Genomic DNA, 17,696 nt, shown 5'->3' with positions numbered 1-17,696 from the left:
ACCTCTTTCGAGCAGGAGTCGCCCATGCATCCACGTGTTCAGTTTCTCTTCATTGTGGCGTTGACCGGTCTGCTGAATGCATGCGCACAAACCGGCCCGGTCGAGTTTTCCGCGTCAGGCGCCGACGCGCCCATGCTCAACCAGGCGAGCGATATGGACTTCGGTCCAATGGACAGGTCGATCGCGCAATGCAAAGCGGTCTCGAAGAACGCTGGCCAGGATCAATGCACGAAAATTCGCGCCTACGAGTCATGCATGAAGAGCCGCGGCTACATTACCGTGCTTGGCCCGGAAAACCCGCAAGGCTGCGGCGATCCGGAGTGGGAAAAGGACGTGCGCAAGTGGCTGCGTTGAGCACGGATTCGCGGCATTGAGGGGCGAACGCGTCGCGAACGCTGAAACCCCCTGGACACATTCGGCCAGCGCCCGCTCAAAGACAACATCCTCGATCGATTGGCGGAGAATGCCAGCAGTAGTCAAGCGCTTTCCGTCTTCGTGCTTTTCCCTCCGGCGCTTTGAAAGCGCAAAAACAACACTTTCCCCACGACAACGTTTGCGCCTATGCGAGCCGACCCTAACGGTATGTTTGCCTATTTACAAAACCGGAAGCCACCCAAATACTCCAGCATCGACTTGAAAGTCGAGTGTCAACGAGAAGTCATGCCAAGCCGTTAAATGGACATCGACCGATAGCAGGTTGAGTTCACTTCCACATCGCTGCGCCCCCATGAACAAAGCGTTTGCCTGACGACCGCACTGGTCCGAGGTAAATATTACGAACGATTACGAGCCGCACGTCGTAGACAGGATAGGTTGCCGTAAGGCAAGTCAGCGAAATGAAAGCATTAAGCGTTCTCCACAGCGAGTCGTCGCGTGGATGGGGAGGTCAGGAGGTTCGCACGCTCAAGGAAATGATCGCGCTGCGCTCGCTCGGCCATAACGTCGAGCTCGTGTGTCCGGAAGACGCGCGCATCGGCATCCGTTCGCGCGCCGAAGGCTTCGAAGTGCATCATGCGCGCATGCGCAGCGGCGGCGACCTGCGCTCCATGCTGACCATCAGGACGCTGCTCGAGCGTCGCCGCTTCAATGTGCTGAACACCCATAGCGGACATGACAGCCTCGTCGCCGGCATGGCGGGGCGGCTGGCGCGGACGCCGTTTATCGTGCGCACGCGGCATCTGGCGTTGCCTATCACGTCGTTGGCCACGTATAACTGGCTTCCGCATCGCGTCGTCGCGGTCAGCCATCATGTGCGGAAGTATCTGATTTCGGCGGGCGTGCATGAAAGCCGCGTGGAGACGATTTACGACGGCATCCTGAAGCCGGAAGCGCTGACACGCTCCACCCTGCGCGACGAACTCGGCCTGGACGCCACGAGCGTGGTTGCCGGAATGGTGGCGATCATCCGCGAGAAGAAAGGTCATGAGGATCTCATCGCAGCGGTTCAGCCGATGCTGGCCGAGCGGCCCAACCTGCATGTCGTGATGGCCGGTGACGGCGTGTGGTTCGACAAGATCAAGGCCATTGTCGATGGCATGGGGTTGGCCCATCGCATCCATCTGCTCGGGTTCCGCACGGACATTGCCAACGTATTGCGCGGATGTGATCTATTCGTTTTACCGACGCATCAGGAAGCGCTCGGCCAATCCTTCATAGAAGCGATGGCGGCAGGTCTGCCGGTGATCGGCACGCGGGTCGACGGCGTGCCCGAGTTGATCGACGACGGCGTGAACGGCCTGCTCGTGCCGCCGCACGATATCGATGCGTTGAGAAGCGCGCTTGCGCGTCTGATCGACGATGCGCCGCTGCGCGAGCGCCTGGGGTTTGCGGCGCGTCTGAAGACCGACAGCCGTTTCACGGTCGACGCCATGGCGAACGAGACCATCGATTGCTATATGCGCGGCATCTATGCCCGGCGCCCTTACTATGGCGAATGGCGGGCGACAGCATGACGAAGTTCGCGCGCGCGGTGCCGGTGCTGATGTATCACCATATCAGTACCGCGCCAGGCATGATCACGGTGTCGCCCGAGCATTTTGCCGAGCAAATGGCGTATCTGGCCGCTGCGGGCTACACGACCATCGGCAGCGCGCAACTGTCGGCCTATCTTGCGGGCGAGCCCTTGCCGAAGAAATCCGTCGTGCTCACTTTCGACGACGGCTACCTCGACAACTGGGTGCATGCGCATCCGGTTCTGCAGGCGCACGGCTTGACCGCGCTGTGCTTTCTGGTGACGAGCTGGATCGGCGAAGGGCCAGTGCGCGCGCATGCGCGCTCGGGTGGCGACGTGCCTGCCTTGCTCAATCACCACGACGGCGAACGGGCGATTGAAAACGGCGAACCCGACCGCGCCATTCTGCGATGGTCCGAGATTCATGCCATGCGTGAAGCCGGCACGTTCGAATTTCACAGTCACACGCATAGCCACGTGAGATGGGATCAGGTGTCCTCTCACGCAGAGGAGAAATGCGCGGGACTGTCAGCCGATCTCGCGAGCGCACGCGCCGCGCTGGAGCAGAAGCTGGGCGGCGTGTCGGATCACCTGTGCTGGCCGCAGGGCTATCACGACGCGGACTATCGGCGCATCGCGGCTCAGGCCGGCTTCCGCCATTTCTACACGTGCGAGCCGGGTTCGAACTATTCGGGCCGCAATGACGGCGCGGCGCGCTCGATCACTCGCCTCGAAGTACGGAACAAGCCGGCTTCATGGCTGGCTTCGCGGTTGTGGGTCCATACACGGCCCACCATCAGCCGTGCGTATCTGAAGATCAAACGTTGATCTGCTGAAGTTGTTTCGCTGAAGTTGAGCCGCTGAATCAGCGCGGTCCCGCGTTACAGCTGCGATTCGATCGGCAGCAAGCCAAGGAACCAGATACCGACGCGCTTCATGCCGGACACGCCGGGTTCGCCACTCTCGGTCACCTTGCCATCCGGCGCGGTGTCGATCCACACGATCCTGCTCGTACCGTTGGGATCGGCGCGGGTTTCGAGCCGCCACGCGATCTGGTCCAGCTTCGGTTCGAGCCCATCGGCGACCTGTGCGGCGAGCGGGGGGCTTTCGCAATACACGCCGATCTCCGTGTTGAGGGTGATGGAACGAGGATCGAGATTCATCGAGCCGATAAAGACGCTGCTCCGGTCGAATACATAGGTCTTTGCATGCAGCGAAGCCTTCGAGGAACCGAGAATCGATTTCTTCTTCCCGCCGCTGTCTTCGCCGGCAGCCGGTTTCAATTCATAGAGGTGTACGCCGGCGTCGAGCAGATCCTTGCGGTAACGCTGATACCCCGCGTGAACGGCGGCAACGTCCGTTGCGGCGAGCGAGTTCGTCAGCACCGTGACACGCACGCCGCGCTGCGTCTGGGCACGCATCCACGCCACGCCTTTTTTGCCGGGCACGAAGTACGGCGAGATGACCAGCACTTCCTTGGCGGGCTCGATACGCAACGCATTGAACTGCGACAGCAAGTGTCCCTGCGGATCGTCCGGCGAGCGGGTGATCTTGGCGGGGTCGTCGTAGAGCAGCGTCGCTTTGCCCCACGAGAAGTCGGTGTCGCGCGCAGCCAGCGTTTCGCCGAGCCTGGCTCTCGCCTGCGTGACGTAGGGCGAATCATGCTCGGATGCGATGAACGCCGTGAGCTTCGCGCGATAGGCCGGCAGCGCGTCCGGCTCGGCGGCATGTCCGGTCAGGCTGACGATCGGATAGGCGGCATCCGAGTTCCAGAATTCGTCGAAGGCGTTGGAGACGCGATGGACCACGGGTCCGAAAGTCAGCACGTCGAGGTCGCCGAAATCGACCTCGCTGGATGCGCCGAAGTACTCATCGCCGATGTTGCGGCCACCCAGAATGGCGGCCTGATTGTCCGCGATCAGCGACTTGTTGTGCATGCGACGGTTGATCCGGCTGAACTCCAGCGCCGTGCCCAGCTTCTTGAAACTGCGATTGGCGACCGGATTGAAGAGGCGTATTTCGATGTTGGGATGCGAGCTGATGGCGAGCAGAACCTTGTCGTCGGCGCCCGTGCCCAGATCGTCCAGCAGAACGCGAACCCTGACGCCGCGATCGGCCGCTTTGAGCACCGCGTTCGCCAGGTGGCGGCCGGTCAGGTCGTCGTGCCAGATGTAGTACTGCAGGTCCAGCGTGCGATCGGCCGCTTCCGCGAGCACGATACGGGCGAGCAGGGCATCGACGCCGTTGGACAACAGGTGAAAGGCGCTGCTGTCGGGGTGCTTGCGCTCCTGCGGTACGAAGGCGGCGGCAAGCCGGGTGTTGTCCGTGTCCGTCAGTGCGTGCGTCTCGGTGCGGCCGGCCTGCGGCGGCAAGCTCGCGCAGGCGCTCAGCAGCGTGAACAGTAAGACTGCCGCAATGCCACGAAACGTCGCCATATTGTGCCCTTCGATCGTCCCAGTCCGTAAGATAGCCGAGAGACATGGGGCGAGTCGAGTGAGCACTGAAGGTTTGGCGGATTTGCGCGCGCCGTGCCTAAGTCATGGCGATGTCATGGCGATGTCCCGCCGATCGCAAGCGCGCGGGGGCGTCCTCAGTTCAAGGCGACGGCCGCGGCGGCGCTGACCGGCGAACCTTCGATCGCCACCGACCGCGCGCCGTCCGGGCCGACGGGCACGTCGCCGACCAGCGTCGTGCGATACAGCTGCCGGTCGAAGTTGAGATCGAAGATATCCGTGGGCGCGAGATGAGCCGTTGCCCGGTTATCCCAGAACGCGACGCTGCCGGCCTCCCATTTGAAGCGCACGGTGAACTCCGGCCGCGTCACGTGTTCCCACAGCAGTTCGAGCAGCACCTGGCTTTCGCGCGGGCTCACGCCGACTATGGATTTCAGGAAGCTCGGGCTGACATACAGCGCCCGCTCGCCCGTTTCCGGATGAACCCTGACAAGCGGATGTTCGGTGACGAGCGCGCGTTGCTCGACGGCCTGGATAAACGCTTGCGTTCCGCTCGCGCCGGCCGGCGGCGTGAACCGGTGAACGCCACGCAGTCCGTCGACGAAAGAACGCAGCGGCGCAGATAGCTTCTGATAGGCGGCGACCAGGTTGGTCCACTGCGTGTCGCCGCCGTAAGGGGGAATCGTCACGCCGCGCAGGATCGACGCCCACGGCGGATTGACCGCGGCCGTGACATCCGTGTGCCAGCCCGTCCAGGGGCGTTGCAGGGTCTGCCCTTCGAAACGCGTGGCCTTGCGGTACTTCGAAATCGAATAGACCTCCGGATGCCCCTCCACGTGGCCGAACACCGGATGTCCCAAGGTCAGTTCGCCGAATTGCGCGGAGAACGCAACATGCTGCTCGTGCGTCAGGAACTGCTCGCGAAAGAACACGACGCGCCACTTCAGAAGCGCCGCGCGAATCTCCACGATCTGGCGCGCATCCAGCTTTTGCGTGAGATCGACACCGTGAATCTCCGCGCCGATATGCGCGGACAGCGGCGTGAGCTGAATCGACTGTACTTCCTGCACTGCGGCTGCACTCATGAAAAACTCCTTGCGAAAGAGAACGGGCGCGACTGTGTGAGCGCCGGCGCTTTATCGGCCGGCTGCGGCCGCGACCTGCTGCGTGGCACTGGCGTATCGGTTAGCGGGGCGCGGCAGCCCGAGATTGCCGCGCAGCGTGACTGCCTCGTATTCCGTGCGAAACAGCCCACGCCGTTGCAACTCGGGCACCACCAGTTCCGCGAATTCCGTCAGTCCGCCTGGCAACCAGGGGGACATGATGTTGAAACCGTCCGCGCCTTCTTCCTCGAACCACTGCTGCAACTGGTCCGCGATGCTTTGCGGCGTGCCGACCAGCTGCTGATGGCCGCGCGCACCGGCAATGCGCAGATACAGATCGCGGATCGTCAGGTTTTCGCGCCGCGCGAGATCGAATAGCAGGCGTTGACGGCTCTTGCCGCCGTTGGTTTCCGGCAGTTCGGGCAGTGGTCCGTCCACGGCGTATTGGGAGAGGTCGACGCCGCCGGACATATTCGACAGCAGCGACAGGCCCACGGTCGGATGAATCAGGTCCTGGAGCGCGGCGAACTTCGCTTCGGCTTCCTCCTGGGTGCGGCCGACCACCGGGAAAATGCCCGGCATGATCTTTAGATGGTCCGGCGCGCGCCCGTATTTCGCCAGACGCCCTTTGACGTCGCGATAGAACGACTGCGCTTCGTCGAGTGTTTGATGCGCGACGAAGATCACCTCGGCGGTTTGCGCCGCGAGCTCACGCCCGGCCTCGGACGCGCCCGCCTGCACGACGACCGGCCAACCCTGCGGCGAACGCGCCACGTTCAGCGGCCCGCGCACCTTGAAGTGCTTGCCCGCGTGGCCGAGCACGTGCAGCTTGTCCGGATCGAAATAGACGCCGCTGTTCTTGTCGCGGATAAACGCGTCGTCTTCCCAGCTATCCCATAGGCCCGCCACCACGTCGTAGAACTCTCTCGCGCGCTCGTAGCGGACCGCGTGCTCCGGATGCCGATCGAAACTGAAATTGAGCGCCTCCGATTCCGTGCTCGACGTCACCAGGTTCCAGCCCGAGCGGCCGCCGCTCAGATGATCGAGCGACGCGAATTTGCGCGCGAGGTTATACGGCTCGTTGAACGTGGTGGACACCGTCGCGATCAGGCCGATATGTTTCGTCACGACCGAAAGCGCCGACAGCAAGGTAAGCGGTTCGAAGTGATCGGCGCGCGCGGTACGCGATAGCGAGGGCAGATTGGTATCGCGCACGCTCACGCTGTCGGCGAAAAAAATCGCGTCGAATTTGGCGCGCTCGGCGATCTGCGCGAGCTCCGCGTAGTGCGCGAAGTCCAGTCCGCCACCCGCATGCGCATCGGGATGCCGCCATGCGGCGATGTGGTGGCCCGTCTCCATCAGGAAGGCGCCCAGTCTGATCTGCCGCTTCGGCTGTTTGTCGCCGCTCATCGTCTGCTCCGTGAAGGGTGGTTGTGCGAATGGGACAGCGGGCGTGTCACCACGCGAGCCGCCATTCGGTGATCGGGGGACTTGCTACCGGAATGCGCGTGCCGTCTTGCGGCGTATCGTCCGTATGGGCCTCGCGTGGCGCGGCGTCAGGCCCGGCAAAGTCGGCCAGCACTTCGTCGCGCAGGCGGATGAAGCGCGGGTCATGGCGCTCGCGCGGACGCGGCAAGGCCACGTCCACGATTCGCTTGATGCGGCCGGGGCGCGGTGCCATCGTGACGACGCGATCGCCGAGGTAAAGCGCTTCGTCGACATCGTGCGTGACGAGGATCATCGTGATGCGTTCGTGTTCCCAGATGCGCTGCAACTCGTTTTGCAAACGGCCGCGCGTCAGCGCGTCGAGTGCGCCGAATGGCTCGTCGAGCAGCAACACGCGCGGGCGATTGACGAGACCGCGCGCAATCGCCACGCGCTGCGCCATGCCACCCGACAGTTGATGCGGGTAGGCATGTTCAAAACCCTTGAGCCCGACTAGCGCGATATGTTCCGCCACGGCTTCGCGTTTTTCGGCGGCGGAAAGCGGCGCATTGCGCAGCGCGGCGAGAATGTTTTGCGAAGCCGTGAGCCACGGAAACAAGCGGTGGTCCTGGAACACGATGCCTCGTTCGAGCGATGTGTCGCGCACCTTGTCGCCCGCGACCACGATGTCGCCGCTATAGTCGGTGTCCAGTCCGGCGATCAGCCGCAGCAACGTGGATTTACCGCAGCCGCTCGAACCGAGCACGCTGACGAACTCACCGGCGCGCACCCGCAGGCTGATGTCGTCGAGCACGGCGAGCGGTGCGCCGCCTTGCTGCGCGTAGCGTTTGCTGACGTGGAGAATGTCGATGCTGTCGGAGAGCGTGGAAGATGTCATGAGCGGTCCGGGCGGTGAGAGTTCAGTTGCGGGTTCATCGAACGGCGGACTGGAGCCGGCGCGCGAAGATCGCGCGTTCCACGGCCCGCGCCAGCGCGTTCAATGCCCAGCCGGTTACGCCGACCACGATCACGCCGAACAGCACCAGATCCATGCGGAACTGCTCGCTGCCGTCGATCAGCGTATTGCCGATGCCGCTGCCGGCCACCAGCAGATATTCGGCGCCGAGCGTGGCGAGCCATGAATAGATCAGCGCGAGATAGATGCCGGTGAAGATCGACGGCAGCGCGGCCGGCAGGGTCACGGCGCGAATGAGTTGCCAGCGCGAGTAACGGAAGGCGCGCGCGACTTCGATATAAGCGCGCGGTACGGCGTGGATGCCGTCGCAGGTGTGCGCGGTGACGGGCAGAAGCGCGGCGAGCGAGAGGAACACGACTTTCGCCGCGTCGCCCAGACCGAACCACACGGAGATCAGCGGAATCCACGCGAACAGCGAAATCTGCTTGAAGGTGTCGAAGCTCGGCCCGATCATGCGTGTGGCAAGCCGCGAGAAGCCGAGCACGCTGCCGAGCAGCAGGCCGCCTAGCGTGCCGATCACAAAGCCGCTCGCTTCGCGTGCTAGCGAGGCCGAGAGCGCCTTCAGCAGCGCGCCGCTGATGATCTGCTGCCATGCGGTGGCAAGCACCTGCGCGGGGCTGACCAGCAGGCCGCTTTTCACCACGTGCGCCTCCGAAACGGCCCACCAGATCGCAATCGCGACGACGGGCAAGACGCTCCCGCGCCAATCGAAGCGCGCCAGCCACGGACGGCGCGGCCGGGCGGCGCGCTGGAAAGCGGCGGGCGCGGCGCAGTCGCAGGCTGCGTCGGCGGACTTGGGCGACGGGGTGGAACGTTTGAAGAGGGCGAGAGTCATTGGGGTGTCCTCACGGGCGGCGCTTGGCGGGCGTGGCTGCCGGTGGTGCGTGGTCGGTGCGTATGGCTGCGCCTGGGGTGTCCGGGTGTGTCTTGGGGTGTCCTGCGGTGTGCTGGTCCGTATCGATGCGTGTTCGTGCGCCTGCATGCCATCACTCGCGGAACGCCGACGGCTGTCCGCGCCGCAAACGCGCTTCGAGTGCGTCCAGCGCCCGATTCACCGCATAACCAATCGCGCCCACCACGACCACCGACGCCATCACCAGGTCGAGCTGAAAAAGCTGCCGCCCGTAGACGATCAGATAGCCGAGTCCTTCGGAAGACGCCACCAGTTCGACGACCACCAGCGCGAGCCATGCCTTGGTGAACGCGAGCCGCACTCCGGTGGCGAGCGTCGGCACGGCCGCGGGCAGAACCAGATAGACAATCCGTTGCCAGCCGTTGTATTCGAACACCCGCGCGACTTCATCGAGCGCGGCGGGCGTTTGCCGGAAGCCTTGCAGCGTGCTCAGCGTGACCGGCACGAGCGCCGCATGCGCGATCAGAATGTATTTGAGCGGTTCGCCCACACCCACCAGCAACAGCAGGAACGGCAGCCAGCCGAGCACGGGAATCTGCACCAAAGCATTGAAGCTCGGCAGCACATAAGCCTCGAGCCTGCGCGACAGACCCAGCGCCGCGCCGAGCGCGAAGCCGAGCAGCGTGCCTGCGCCAAAACCCAGCAGCACGCGTTGCAGGCTGATCAGCGTATTGCGCGCGAGGTCGCCGCTGCGGGCCAGTTCGACGAGCGTGTCGAACACACGCTCGGGCGGCGGCAGGATTTGCGGTGCGATCCAGCCGCGCTCGCAGCCCACGGTCCAGAGCGCGAGCAGCAGGGCGGGCAACACCCAGGGCGCGAGCCGCCACGCTATTGCGCGCAGCCGCGCATCGCGCAATAGCGACGCGTGCGGCACGTTGGCTGAGGCAATCCGTTCACGTTCGACGTGGATTACGGTTTCGCTCATCGTGATCGCTCCGGTGAGGTGGCTGAGCGTTAGCCGAGCGGTTTGCCCGCGGCGTCGTAACGCGTCCAGTAGTGGTCGAGTTTTTGCGTGCGCAGCGCGTTGTCGAGATACTTCGTTTCGAACCAGCCGTCCACTTCGACCGGCTGACGAATCAGCTTGAGTTTCAACGCGTCGTCGGCCACGGCTTTGTAGCGCGCCACGATGAACGGATCGATCAGCGGCGAATTGCGGTCCTTCAGGCTTTGATTCGCGAACTCGGCTTGCCATGAGGAATAAGGCACGCCGCTTTTGGCCCAGAGTTTGAAGAGCGCATCGCGGTTGGCTTCGTCGGAGGACCATTGCGCGCCTTTCACGAACACATTGACGACGCGCTGTACGACATCCGGATGCGCGTGATCGAAGTCGTCGAGCACCAGCAGATGAGACTGACGCGTGAACTGCGGACCGTCGTTCTGCGATTCGTAGACGACCTTCGCGAGTCCCTGGTCGCGCAGCTTGTACACGTGGTAATCGTTGACGGACGCGTCGATACCCTTGGACGCCAGCGCCGCGAGCGAACTCGCGGTATCGAGATTGATCACGCGCAGATCGCGTTCGCTCAACTGATTGGCGGCGAGCGCGTTGTCGGCGACGAGTTGCAGATTGGTGCCGCGAAAGATCGACACGCGCCGGCCTTTGAGGTCCTTGAGCGAGTGCACATCCGAATCCGCGGGCACGGCGACCTTGATGCCGGTGCGTACGCCCGAGGCGAGCAGCAGGTGCGTTTTCAGGCCATTGGCGCGGGCAAGCACGGCGGGCAGATCGCCCTGAAAGGCAAAGTCGAGCGACTTGTCGGCGATCGCTTCGTTGACCGCCGGGCCCGCGCCCTTGAAGAACAGCCATTCGACCTTGATGCCGTCGGCGGCGAATTCCTTTTCGAGCGACTGCTGCAATTGCACGGTCGCCGCCGGCGAGCCGCCAAAAGAGGGCGGGTCGCCGGTGCCTTGTTGCGCGACGCCGATGCGGATCACCGCGGGTTTGTCGGCGTAGGCATGGGTCGCGGCAAGCGAGAGTGTCGCCACCGCGACGAAAGTCTTCAGCAAACGGAAATAGCGCATGCGCAAATACCAATCGAGAGAAGGAAGCGGGTGCGAACGGGTGCGAGTGGGTGTGAAAGCTCAGGTCGGCGCACAGTCGGAACTACACGTTAGATTCGCGTGCGCTCGAATCCAACCAATCATTGCAGATAAGAAAATCTGCAGAAGTGCGAACCGTGCCGGCTGCGCGTGGCTTCAAAGTGGTGCATTGAAGCAAGCGCGGATTTCCCGATTTGCATAGTTAAATTCGTCGTTTTGCCGGCATCGATCGCATGGCTACCATGCAACGCTTCAGCCACTCATGCGAAGTCCGGATCATGTCCACTGTTGCTTTCCCACCCGCCGCCGCCGACTCGCAGGCAAGCGCCGATAGCGCCGCGCGGCCCACTGTCATTCGTAGCGCGCAAGACGTCTCGCGTATCGTCAATGCCGGCGCCGCCAAGGGCAGCAATGCACGCATCGTGATTGCGATCGCGCTCGGCGGCGTCTTTCTCGATGCTTACGACCTCACCTCGCTCGCATACGGGATCAAGGACATTGCGCGCCAGTTCTCGTTGTCGCCGGTGCAGGTGGGCTTCGTTTCATCGGCCATTACGTTCGGCGCGATTCTCGGTGCGCTGTTCGGCGGCTATCTGACTGACCGCATCGGCCGTTATCGTGTGTTCATGGCCGACATGCTGTTCTTCGTGGTCGCGGCGATTGCCGCGGGTCTCGCGCCGAATGCATGGGTGCTCGGCGGCGCGCGGTTTTTGATGGGTTTTGGCGTCGGCCTCGATTTACCGGTCGCGATGGCCTTTCTCGCGGAGTTCTCACGCGTGGCGGGCAAGGGCAACAAGGCAGCCAGCGTCGCGGCGTGGTGCCCCGCCTGGTATGCGGCCACGAGCACCTGCTATCTGCTGATTCTCGGGCTTTACGCGATTCTGCCGGAGCATCAGCTCGGCTGGCTGTGGCGTCTGACGCTGGCCTTCGGCGCGGTGCCTGCGATTGTGATCATTCTGGTGCGCAGCCGCTATATCAGCGAATCGCCGGTGTGGGCCGCGAATCAGGGCAATCTGGAAGAGGCGGCGCGGATTCTCAAGCGCTCGTATGGCGTGGACGCCGTGGTCGAAGCCGGCGCCGCGCCGGTGAACAAGCCGCGCGCCGCATCGTGGCGCAACTACGGCGTGCTCTTCAACGACACTTACCGGCGCCGCACGATTCTCGCCGCGGTGATCGGCAGTGCTTCCTCGTTTGGCTACAACGCAATCATCTTCGGCTTGCCGGTGATCATCACGAGCTTCTTTCACCAGGGCCCGCTCACCACGATCATCGCGGCGCTGTGCCTGAATCTGGCGTTTGCGTTCGTGGGCGGCCTGATCGGCGTGCGCACGGCGCCGACGGTCGGCGCCTGGAAAATGACGGTGCTCGGCCACTCGCTGCAATTCGCCTCGCTCATCGGGCTCGCCCTGATCGGCAAGCCGGGCAGCGGCGCGCTCGTCGTGGTGGCGATCCTGCTGCTCGGCGGCTACCTGTTCGGACAGGGTTTCGGACCGGGCTCGCATTCGATGACGTATGCGTCGCTCAGCTATCCGACGTCCTTGCGCGGCATCGGTGTCGGCTTCAACCAGACGCTGGTGCGCAGCGCCTCGACCGTGTCGCTGTTTCTGTTCCCCGTGCTGGCCGCCGCGTTCGGCACCAAGGTGTTCTGGCTGATCGCGATTGCGCCGCTGACTTCGCTGCTCGTGCTGCTGGTGATTCGGTGGGAGCCGTCAGGCTATGACATCGACGGCGAGGATTACGCGCAGCCAGACCCCGCGTGAAGACGATTTTCAGTATGCGCTCGCGCTAACTCAACAATGCAGGAGGCTGGAACGCTTATGTCCACCCAGTTCGATTCGATTGCGACGCGAGGGCCTGATATCGACGCGGAGTCCGGCGATGCCGGAGGCCTCACAAACAGGCGCGCGCTCCCTCGCGGCGTGCTGATTGCATGGCTTGCCGCGCTCGCGTGGCTGGCCAGCGCGGCGCTGACCCAGTGGTGGCCGAGTCTCGACGACTGGCCGTACACGAACACCTTCATTGCGCTCAAGCTGGTGCTCGCGGCATTCGCGGCTGCGACGGCGCTCGCGGGATGGCGCGCTCCGTCCGGGCGCAAGGCGGCAACCTCCACGCGTATAGGTGCATGGCTCGCGGCAATGCCGTGGCTGCTCGCGCTGGCGCTCGGCGTCAGCGCCTGGGAAGCCGTCACGGCACAGCTCGAATGGTTGCCGCGGCCGTTCTTCGCGCCGCCGCAAGCGTTGATCGGCGTCTATGCCGAAGACTATCCGCGGCTCGGCACGAGCGTCGTGCATTCGTTCGGCCTGCTTGCCTACGGTTATCTGCTCGGCGCGGTCGCAGGTTTCACGATCGGCGTGAGTATCGGCTGGTCGCAGGCCGTGAGTTACTGGGTGCATCCCGTTCTGCGGCTGATCGGCCCGCTGCCAGCCACCGCGTGGCTGCCGCTGGCGTTCTTCTTCTTCCCGTCGAGCTTCAGCGCAAGCGTGTTCCTGATCGCACTGGCGACAGCGTTTCCGGTCGCCGTGCTGACGTGGTCGGGCGTGGCCGGCGTCAATTCCGCGTACTACGACATTGCCCGCACGCTCGGCGCGAGGCCCGCGTTCCTGATCCTGCGCGTCGCGATTCCGGCCGCGTTGCCGTCGGTGTTCGTCGGGCTGTTCATGGGGCTCGGTGCATCGTTTTCGGTGCTGATCGTCGCGGAGATGATGGGCGTGAAAGCGGGGCTCGGCTGGTATCTGCAATGGGCGCAGGGCTGGGCGGCGTACTCGAATATGTATGCCGCGTTGCTGGTGATGGCGCTGATGTGCTCCGGTCTGATCACGCTGCTGTTCCGCGTGCGCGACCGCCTGCTGGCCTGGCAAAAAGGATTGCTCAAATGGTAGCCGTACCCGAGGTATTGAATCAGCCGGCCGCCGCGGCGCCGGTTCGTGACGGCGCGCGCATCGACGTGCGTCACGTCAGCCATCGATTCGCGCTGCGCGGCGCCGCGTTGCCGGTATTGCAGGACGTGAGTTTCGCCGTCGAACCGGGCGAGTTCGTCGCGCTGCTCGGACCGAGCGGTTGCGGCAAGTCCACCTTGCTGCGACTGGTCGCCGGGCTCGATGCGCCGACCCAGGGCAGCGTGCAGGCAGATGGCGCTGCGATCACCGGGCCCGATCCGTCGCGTGTGGTGGTGTTCCAGGATCCGACCTTATACCCGTGGCGCACGGTGCGCGGCAACGTCGGCGTCGGTCCGCAGGCGCAGCGCGGAGGCTTTGCCTGGCGCGGCGGTTCGCAGGACGCGCGGGTGCGGCAACGCATCGATGCCGCGCTGGAGCTGGTCGGCCTGACTGAATTCGCCGAGGCGTTTCCGCATCAGTTGTCGGGCGGCATGGCGCAGCGTGTGGCGCTGGCCCGCGCGCTTGTGAACGATCCGGCGCTGCTGGTGCTGGACGAGCCGTTCGGCAAGCTCGATTCGCTGACGCGCATCCGCATGCAGAACGAACTCGCACGCCTCTGGCAGGACGCGCGCTTCTCCGTGCTGCTGGTCACGCACGACGTGGAAGAAGCGCTGTTGCTGGCGAACCGGGTGATCGTCTTTAGCGAGCGGCCGGCGCGGGTGATCGCCGAGGTGCGCAACGACGCGCCGTATCCGCGCCATCGCGACGACCCGAAACTGGTCGCGTTGCGGCGCGAGGTGCTTGCCCAGCTCGGTCTGGATACCTGAACGAATAGAACCATCGACAGACAACAATCGACCTGAGGAATACTCACCATGAATCCCTTCGATGAAGCCCCGCCAAACCCGGCTCGCCGCGCATGGCTGCGCAAGACGGCGTGGAGCGCGGGCGCCGCGGCGTTAGGCGGTGCGGTGCTGATGCCTGGCCCGCTGACCTTCGCGCAAACGCCGCAGGCTCCGCTCAAGCCGCTCAAGCTTTCGTGGAATGCAGGGGCGATCTGCACCGCGCCCGTCGCCGTCGCGGTGAAGCAGGGCTTTTTCGAGCGTCGCGGCTTGCAGGTCGAGCTGGTGAATTTTTCCGGCTCGACCGATCAGTTGCTGGAGGCGATCGCGACCGGCAAGTCCGACGCGGGCGTCGGCATGGCGTTGCGCTGGATCAAGCCGCTGGAGCAGGGCTTCGACGTGAAACTGACCGCCGGGATTCACGGCGGCTGCATGCGTTTGCTGGCCACGCGGGCGTCGGGCATTGTCGATTTGGGCGGGCTGAAGGGCCGCACGATCGGCGTCAGCGATATGGCGAGTCCGACCAAGAATTTCTTCGCCATCGTGTTGAAGAAAATCGGCGTGGATCCGGAGCGTGACGTGAACTGGCGGCAGTATCCGGCGAATCTGCTGGGCGAAGCGTTGAAAAAGGGCGAAGTGCAGGCTATCGCGGATGGCGACCCGACCATCTGGTCGATCCGCGAGTCCGATCACCTTTATGAAGTGTCGAACAATCTGTGCGGCGAATACCAGACGCGTTCGTGCTGCGTGCTCGGCGTGCGCGGTTCGCTGGTGCGCAAGGATCGCGCGACCGCGCAGGCGTTGACTCAGGCGCTGCTGGAAGCCACCGAGTGGACCGCGAATCATCCGGACGATGCCGCCGCGATCTTCTCGGTCTACACGCCATCCGCGAACGTGGGTCAACTGAGCGCGATGCTCAAGAGCCACACCGATCGTCATCATCCGGTCGGCGATGCGTTCAGGAAAGAAATCTCGCTTTATGCCGACGACCTGAAAGCGGTCGGCGTGCTCAACAGCGGCACCGATTCGAATCGCCTCGCGGACCGGGTGTTCTCGAATGTGCTGGCTTAGCGGCGGGGCATGATGCCGTTACGTCTCCCTGTGCCGGACACGCCGCCGTCGCGCGGCCGCCGTCGGTTGCTTGGCCGTCTGGCGGCCGGCGGTCTCGCCGTGTCCCAAGCCGCGGCCGCGAGTGAACTGCTCAAGCCGCTCGAGGTCGCGCCGTCGAGCCGCGTGCCCGGTGCGCCTATCCTCGACCATCCTTATGGTGTGCCGTCGCCGCACGAAGCAGATGTCGTGCGGCGTAGCGCGCGTGCGTGGCCGCTGCCCGGCGCGGCTTCGTCGATGACGCCGCTCGCCGATCTGCACGGCACGCTCACGCCCAACGGCCTGGTCTATGAACGCCATCATGGCGGCGTACCGGACATCGATCCCGATCAGCACCGGCTGGCGATACACGGACTCGTGCGCACGCCGAAACTCTTCACGATGGACGACCTGCTGCGCCTGCCGTCCGAATCGCGCATTCATTTTCTCGAATGCTCCGGCAATACCGGCAACGAATGGAACGGTCCAAGCGGCATGCCGGTGCAACTCACCCATGGTCTGCTCTCGTGCTGCGAATGGACCGGCGTGCGCCTGTCCACTTTGCTGGAAGAGGTGGGCGGTTTATCCGCGTCCGGTCGCGCAACCGGGGGTGGCTGGTTGCTGGCGGAGGGCGCCGATGCCGCCGCGATGACGCGCAGTTTGCCGCTCGATCGCATCCTCGACCGGGCGCTCGTGGTCTATGCCCAAAACGGCGAGCGCTTGCGCCCGGAGAATGGTTATCCGCTGCGGCTGATCGTGCCCGGCTTCGAGGGCAATACCAACGTGAAGTGGCTGCGCCGCCTGAAGGTGGTCGACGCGCCGCTGCAAACCCGCGAGGAAACCTCGAAATATACGAGCCTGCTCGCGAACGGCACCGCGCGCCAGTTCGCCTTCGAGATGGACGCGAAGTCGGTGATTACGCGACCGTCGCCGGGACATCGCCTCACTACACACGGCTATTACCCGATCAGCGGTCTTGCCTGGTCGGGACGCGGCACGATCCGCAAGGTCGAGGTATCGACGGACGGCGGTGCAACATGGCGTGCCGCGCGCCTTATTGGTGCGATCCACGATCGCGCGCTGACCCGCTTTGAGGCGGACTGGCGTTGGGACGGCGGCGCGGCCGCTATTCTCTCGCGCGCCACCGATTCGACCGGCTACGTGCAACCGACGCGCGCTGAACTCGTCGCGGCGCGCGGCCTGAATTCGCAATACCACTACAACGCGATCCAGCAATGGCGCGTGGACGAAAGCGGCGAGGTGCGCAATGCATGACGGCCATCGCAAGATTACGCCGGCGCGCACGGCGCTGGCCACGCTGCTGTCTCTGGCGATGCTGGCGTCCTGCGCATCGAGCGCGCCGGTCGCGCGGGTCGCACAGCACACCGGCGCGGCTCACGAGATCGGCACGCCGCTCACCGAGCAGGATCTCGCCGCCTGGAACATCGACGTCGCGCCGGATGGACGCGGCTTGCCCGCGGGCAGCGGCGACGTCGCGACGGGCGCGCACGTGTTCGCCGCGAAGTGCGCGGCGTGTCATGGCGCGCAGGGCCAGGGCGGTCTCGGCGACGCGCTGGTGGGCGGCCAGGGCACGCTCGCGAGCGCAAAGCCCAGGCGCACCGTGGGCAGCTACTGGCCTTATGCGACGACGCTCTTCGACTACATCCGCCGCGCGATGCCGTACAACGCGCCCGAATCGCTTTCCGCTGACGAGGTGTATGCGGTGAGCGCGTTCCTGCTCAACCAGAACGGCATCGTGCCGGCGAATACGCGCCTCGACGCGGCGTCGCTGCCGCGCGTGGTGATGCCCAATCGCGGCGGTTTCGTGGCCGATCCGCGTCCGGGGCAGTTGTAGTCCCGGCCTGCGGGCGCCCGCGGGAAATCAGCGCCTCCGCTTAACTCTGTTTAACGCCTGCTGCAGGGCCGATCGTCCGATCGGCCCCCGCGCACCATTGCGCGTGCGATGACCCGACACGGCTATGCCGAGCGTTGGTGTAGCAGTTATTCAGCGCCCGACACGAAGCATGCTCA

16 protein-coding genes are annotated in these 17,696 nt (G+C 64.5%); 9 read left to right on the top strand and 7 right to left on the bottom strand.

Features of this window, described 5'->3' with window-relative positions:
* Positions 1-24 precede the first annotated feature (24 nt).
* From P0D68_RS27580 to P0D68_RS27570, 3 genes are all read left to right on the top strand, one after another.
* A complete protein-coding gene (locus P0D68_RS27580; protein WP_408297986.1) occupies positions 25-354 on the top strand; it encodes a hypothetical protein in 330 nt (109 codons plus the stop codon).
* A 482-nt stretch (positions 355-836) separates the two neighbouring features.
* Positions 837-1,952, top strand: a complete 1,116-nt coding sequence (locus P0D68_RS27575) for a glycosyltransferase family 4 protein (RefSeq protein ID WP_408185589.1) — start codon at positions 837-839, stop codon at positions 1,950-1,952.
* Positions 1,949-2,779, top strand: a complete 831-nt coding sequence (locus tag P0D68_RS27570) for a polysaccharide deacetylase family protein (RefSeq protein ID WP_408297984.1) — start codon at positions 1,949-1,951, stop codon at positions 2,777-2,779. The genes P0D68_RS27575 and P0D68_RS27570 overlap by 4 nt, the downstream gene beginning before the upstream one ends.
* Before the next feature lie 53 nt (positions 2,780-2,832).
* On the opposite strand, the gene P0D68_RS27565 is transcribed toward P0D68_RS27570, so the two are convergent.
* The 7 genes from P0D68_RS27565 to P0D68_RS27535 form a co-directional block, all read right to left on the bottom strand.
* Complete coding sequence (locus P0D68_RS27565) at positions 2,833-4,386, bottom strand: phospholipase D family protein (RefSeq protein WP_408297982.1); 1,554 nt, start codon at positions 4,384-4,386, stop codon at positions 2,833-2,835.
* Positions 4,387-4,541: 155 nt separating this feature from the next.
* Complete coding sequence (locus P0D68_RS27560) at positions 4,542-5,489, bottom strand: TauD/TfdA dioxygenase family protein (RefSeq protein WP_408297980.1); 948 nt, start codon at positions 5,487-5,489, stop codon at positions 4,542-4,544.
* Between the two features lie 51 nt (positions 5,490-5,540).
* Positions 5,541-6,917: an LLM class flavin-dependent oxidoreductase gene (locus P0D68_RS27555; protein ID WP_408468774.1), complete on the bottom strand. Its 1,377-nt coding sequence runs from the start codon at positions 6,915-6,917 to the stop codon at positions 5,541-5,543.
* Between the two features lie 46 nt (positions 6,918-6,963).
* On the bottom strand, positions 6,964-7,830 hold the full coding sequence (locus tag P0D68_RS27550) for an ABC transporter ATP-binding protein (RefSeq protein ID WP_408297977.1): 867 nt from the start codon (positions 7,828-7,830) through the stop codon (positions 6,964-6,966).
* Between the two features lie 34 nt (positions 7,831-7,864).
* Positions 7,865-8,743 carry an ABC transporter permease gene (locus P0D68_RS27545; RefSeq protein ID WP_408297976.1) on the bottom strand — a complete coding sequence of 293 codons (879 nt, stop codon included), beginning with the start codon at positions 8,741-8,743 and terminating at the stop codon, positions 7,865-7,867.
* 151 nt (positions 8,744-8,894) lie between these two features.
* Positions 8,895-9,746: an ABC transporter permease gene (locus P0D68_RS27540; RefSeq protein WP_408297974.1), complete on the bottom strand. Its 852-nt coding sequence runs from the start codon at positions 9,744-9,746 to the stop codon at positions 8,895-8,897.
* A gap of 29 nt (positions 9,747-9,775) precedes the next feature.
* Positions 9,776-10,843 (bottom strand): ABC transporter substrate-binding protein, encoded by a 1,068-nt coding sequence (locus P0D68_RS27535; RefSeq protein WP_408297972.1) that lies wholly within the window; start codon positions 10,841-10,843, stop codon positions 9,776-9,778.
* A 296-nt stretch (positions 10,844-11,139) separates the two neighbouring features.
* Between P0D68_RS27535 and P0D68_RS27530 the strand changes: the two genes are divergently transcribed.
* From P0D68_RS27530 to P0D68_RS27505, 6 genes are read left to right on the top strand one after another with little or no spacing between them, the layout of a single operon-like run.
* Complete coding sequence (locus P0D68_RS27530) at positions 11,140-12,621, top strand: MFS transporter (protein WP_091800488.1); 1,482 nt, start codon at positions 11,140-11,142, stop codon at positions 12,619-12,621.
* Between the two features lie 57 nt (positions 12,622-12,678).
* Positions 12,679-13,740, top strand: coding sequence for an ABC transporter permease (locus P0D68_RS27525; RefSeq protein ID WP_408297970.1), 1,062 nt, complete (start codon positions 12,679-12,681; stop codon positions 13,738-13,740).
* Positions 13,734-14,564, top strand: a complete 831-nt coding sequence (locus tag P0D68_RS27520; protein WP_408297968.1) for an ABC transporter ATP-binding protein — start codon at positions 13,734-13,736, stop codon at positions 14,562-14,564. The genes P0D68_RS27525 and P0D68_RS27520 overlap by 7 nt, the downstream gene beginning before the upstream one ends.
* Positions 14,565-14,612: 48 nt before the next feature.
* Positions 14,613-15,650, top strand: a complete 1,038-nt coding sequence (locus P0D68_RS27515; RefSeq protein ID WP_408185577.1) for an ABC transporter substrate-binding protein — start codon at positions 14,613-14,615, stop codon at positions 15,648-15,650.
* A 12-nt stretch (positions 15,651-15,662) separates the two neighbouring features.
* The gene (gene soxC, locus P0D68_RS27510) at positions 15,663-16,940 is read left to right on the top strand and encodes a sulfite dehydrogenase (protein ID WP_408298295.1); all 1,278 of its coding nucleotides are present in this window, start codon (positions 15,663-15,665) and stop codon (positions 16,938-16,940) included.
* A 58-nt stretch (positions 16,941-16,998) separates the two neighbouring features.
* Positions 16,999-17,520 (top strand): c-type cytochrome, encoded by a 522-nt coding sequence (locus P0D68_RS27505; protein ID WP_408298293.1) that lies wholly within the window; start codon positions 16,999-17,001, stop codon positions 17,518-17,520.
* The last annotated feature ends 176 nt before the right edge of the window (positions 17,521-17,696 follow it).

The organism is Paraburkholderia sp. RL17-380-BIE-A, from assembly GCF_046028085.1.
GTDB lineage: Bacteria > Pseudomonadota > Gammaproteobacteria > Burkholderiales > Burkholderiaceae > Paraburkholderia.
This window is presented reverse-complemented; position numbering and strand designations above follow the sequence as displayed.

Excerpts from the sequence above, each read along its gene's own strand:
- P0D68_RS27580 (WP_408297986.1), top strand. The coding sequence starts at position 25 with ATGCATCCACGTGTTCAGTTTCTCTTCATTGTGGCGTTGACCGGTCTG.
- P0D68_RS27575 (WP_408185589.1), top strand. The coding sequence starts at position 837 with ATGAAAGCATTAAGCGTTCTCCACAGCGAGTCGTCGCGTGGATGGGGA.
- P0D68_RS27570 (WP_408297984.1), top strand. The coding sequence starts at position 1,949 with ATGACGAAGTTCGCGCGCGCGGTGCCGGTGCTGATGTATCACCATATC.
- P0D68_RS27565 (WP_408297982.1), bottom strand. The coding sequence starts at position 4,386 with ATGGCGACGTTTCGTGGCATTGCGGCAGTCTTACTGTTCACGCTGCTG.
- P0D68_RS27560 (WP_408297980.1), bottom strand. The coding sequence starts at position 5,489 with ATGAGTGCAGCCGCAGTGCAGGAAGTACAGTCGATTCAGCTCACGCCG.
- P0D68_RS27555 (WP_408468774.1), bottom strand. The coding sequence starts at position 6,917 with ATGAGCGGCGACAAACAGCCGAAGCGGCAGATCAGACTGGGCGCCTTC.
- P0D68_RS27550 (WP_408297977.1), bottom strand. The coding sequence starts at position 7,830 with ATGACATCTTCCACGCTCTCCGACAGCATCGACATTCTCCACGTCAGC.
- P0D68_RS27545 (WP_408297976.1), bottom strand. The coding sequence starts at position 8,743 with ATGACTCTCGCCCTCTTCAAACGTTCCACCCCGTCGCCCAAGTCCGCC.
- P0D68_RS27540 (WP_408297974.1), bottom strand. The coding sequence starts at position 9,746 with ATGAGCGAAACCGTAATCCACGTCGAACGTGAACGGATTGCCTCAGCC.
- P0D68_RS27535 (WP_408297972.1), bottom strand. The coding sequence starts at position 10,843 with ATGCGCTATTTCCGTTTGCTGAAGACTTTCGTCGCGGTGGCGACACTC.
- P0D68_RS27530 (WP_091800488.1), top strand. The coding sequence starts at position 11,140 with ATGTCCACTGTTGCTTTCCCACCCGCCGCCGCCGACTCGCAGGCAAGC.
- P0D68_RS27525 (WP_408297970.1), top strand. The coding sequence starts at position 12,679 with ATGTCCACCCAGTTCGATTCGATTGCGACGCGAGGGCCTGATATCGAC.
- P0D68_RS27520 (WP_408297968.1), top strand. The coding sequence starts at position 13,734 with ATGGTAGCCGTACCCGAGGTATTGAATCAGCCGGCCGCCGCGGCGCCG.
- P0D68_RS27515 (WP_408185577.1), top strand. The coding sequence starts at position 14,613 with ATGAATCCCTTCGATGAAGCCCCGCCAAACCCGGCTCGCCGCGCATGG.
- soxC (WP_408298295.1), top strand. The coding sequence starts at position 15,663 with ATGCCGTTACGTCTCCCTGTGCCGGACACGCCGCCGTCGCGCGGCCGC.
- P0D68_RS27505 (WP_408298293.1), top strand. The coding sequence starts at position 16,999 with ATGCTGGCGTCCTGCGCATCGAGCGCGCCGGTCGCGCGGGTCGCACAG.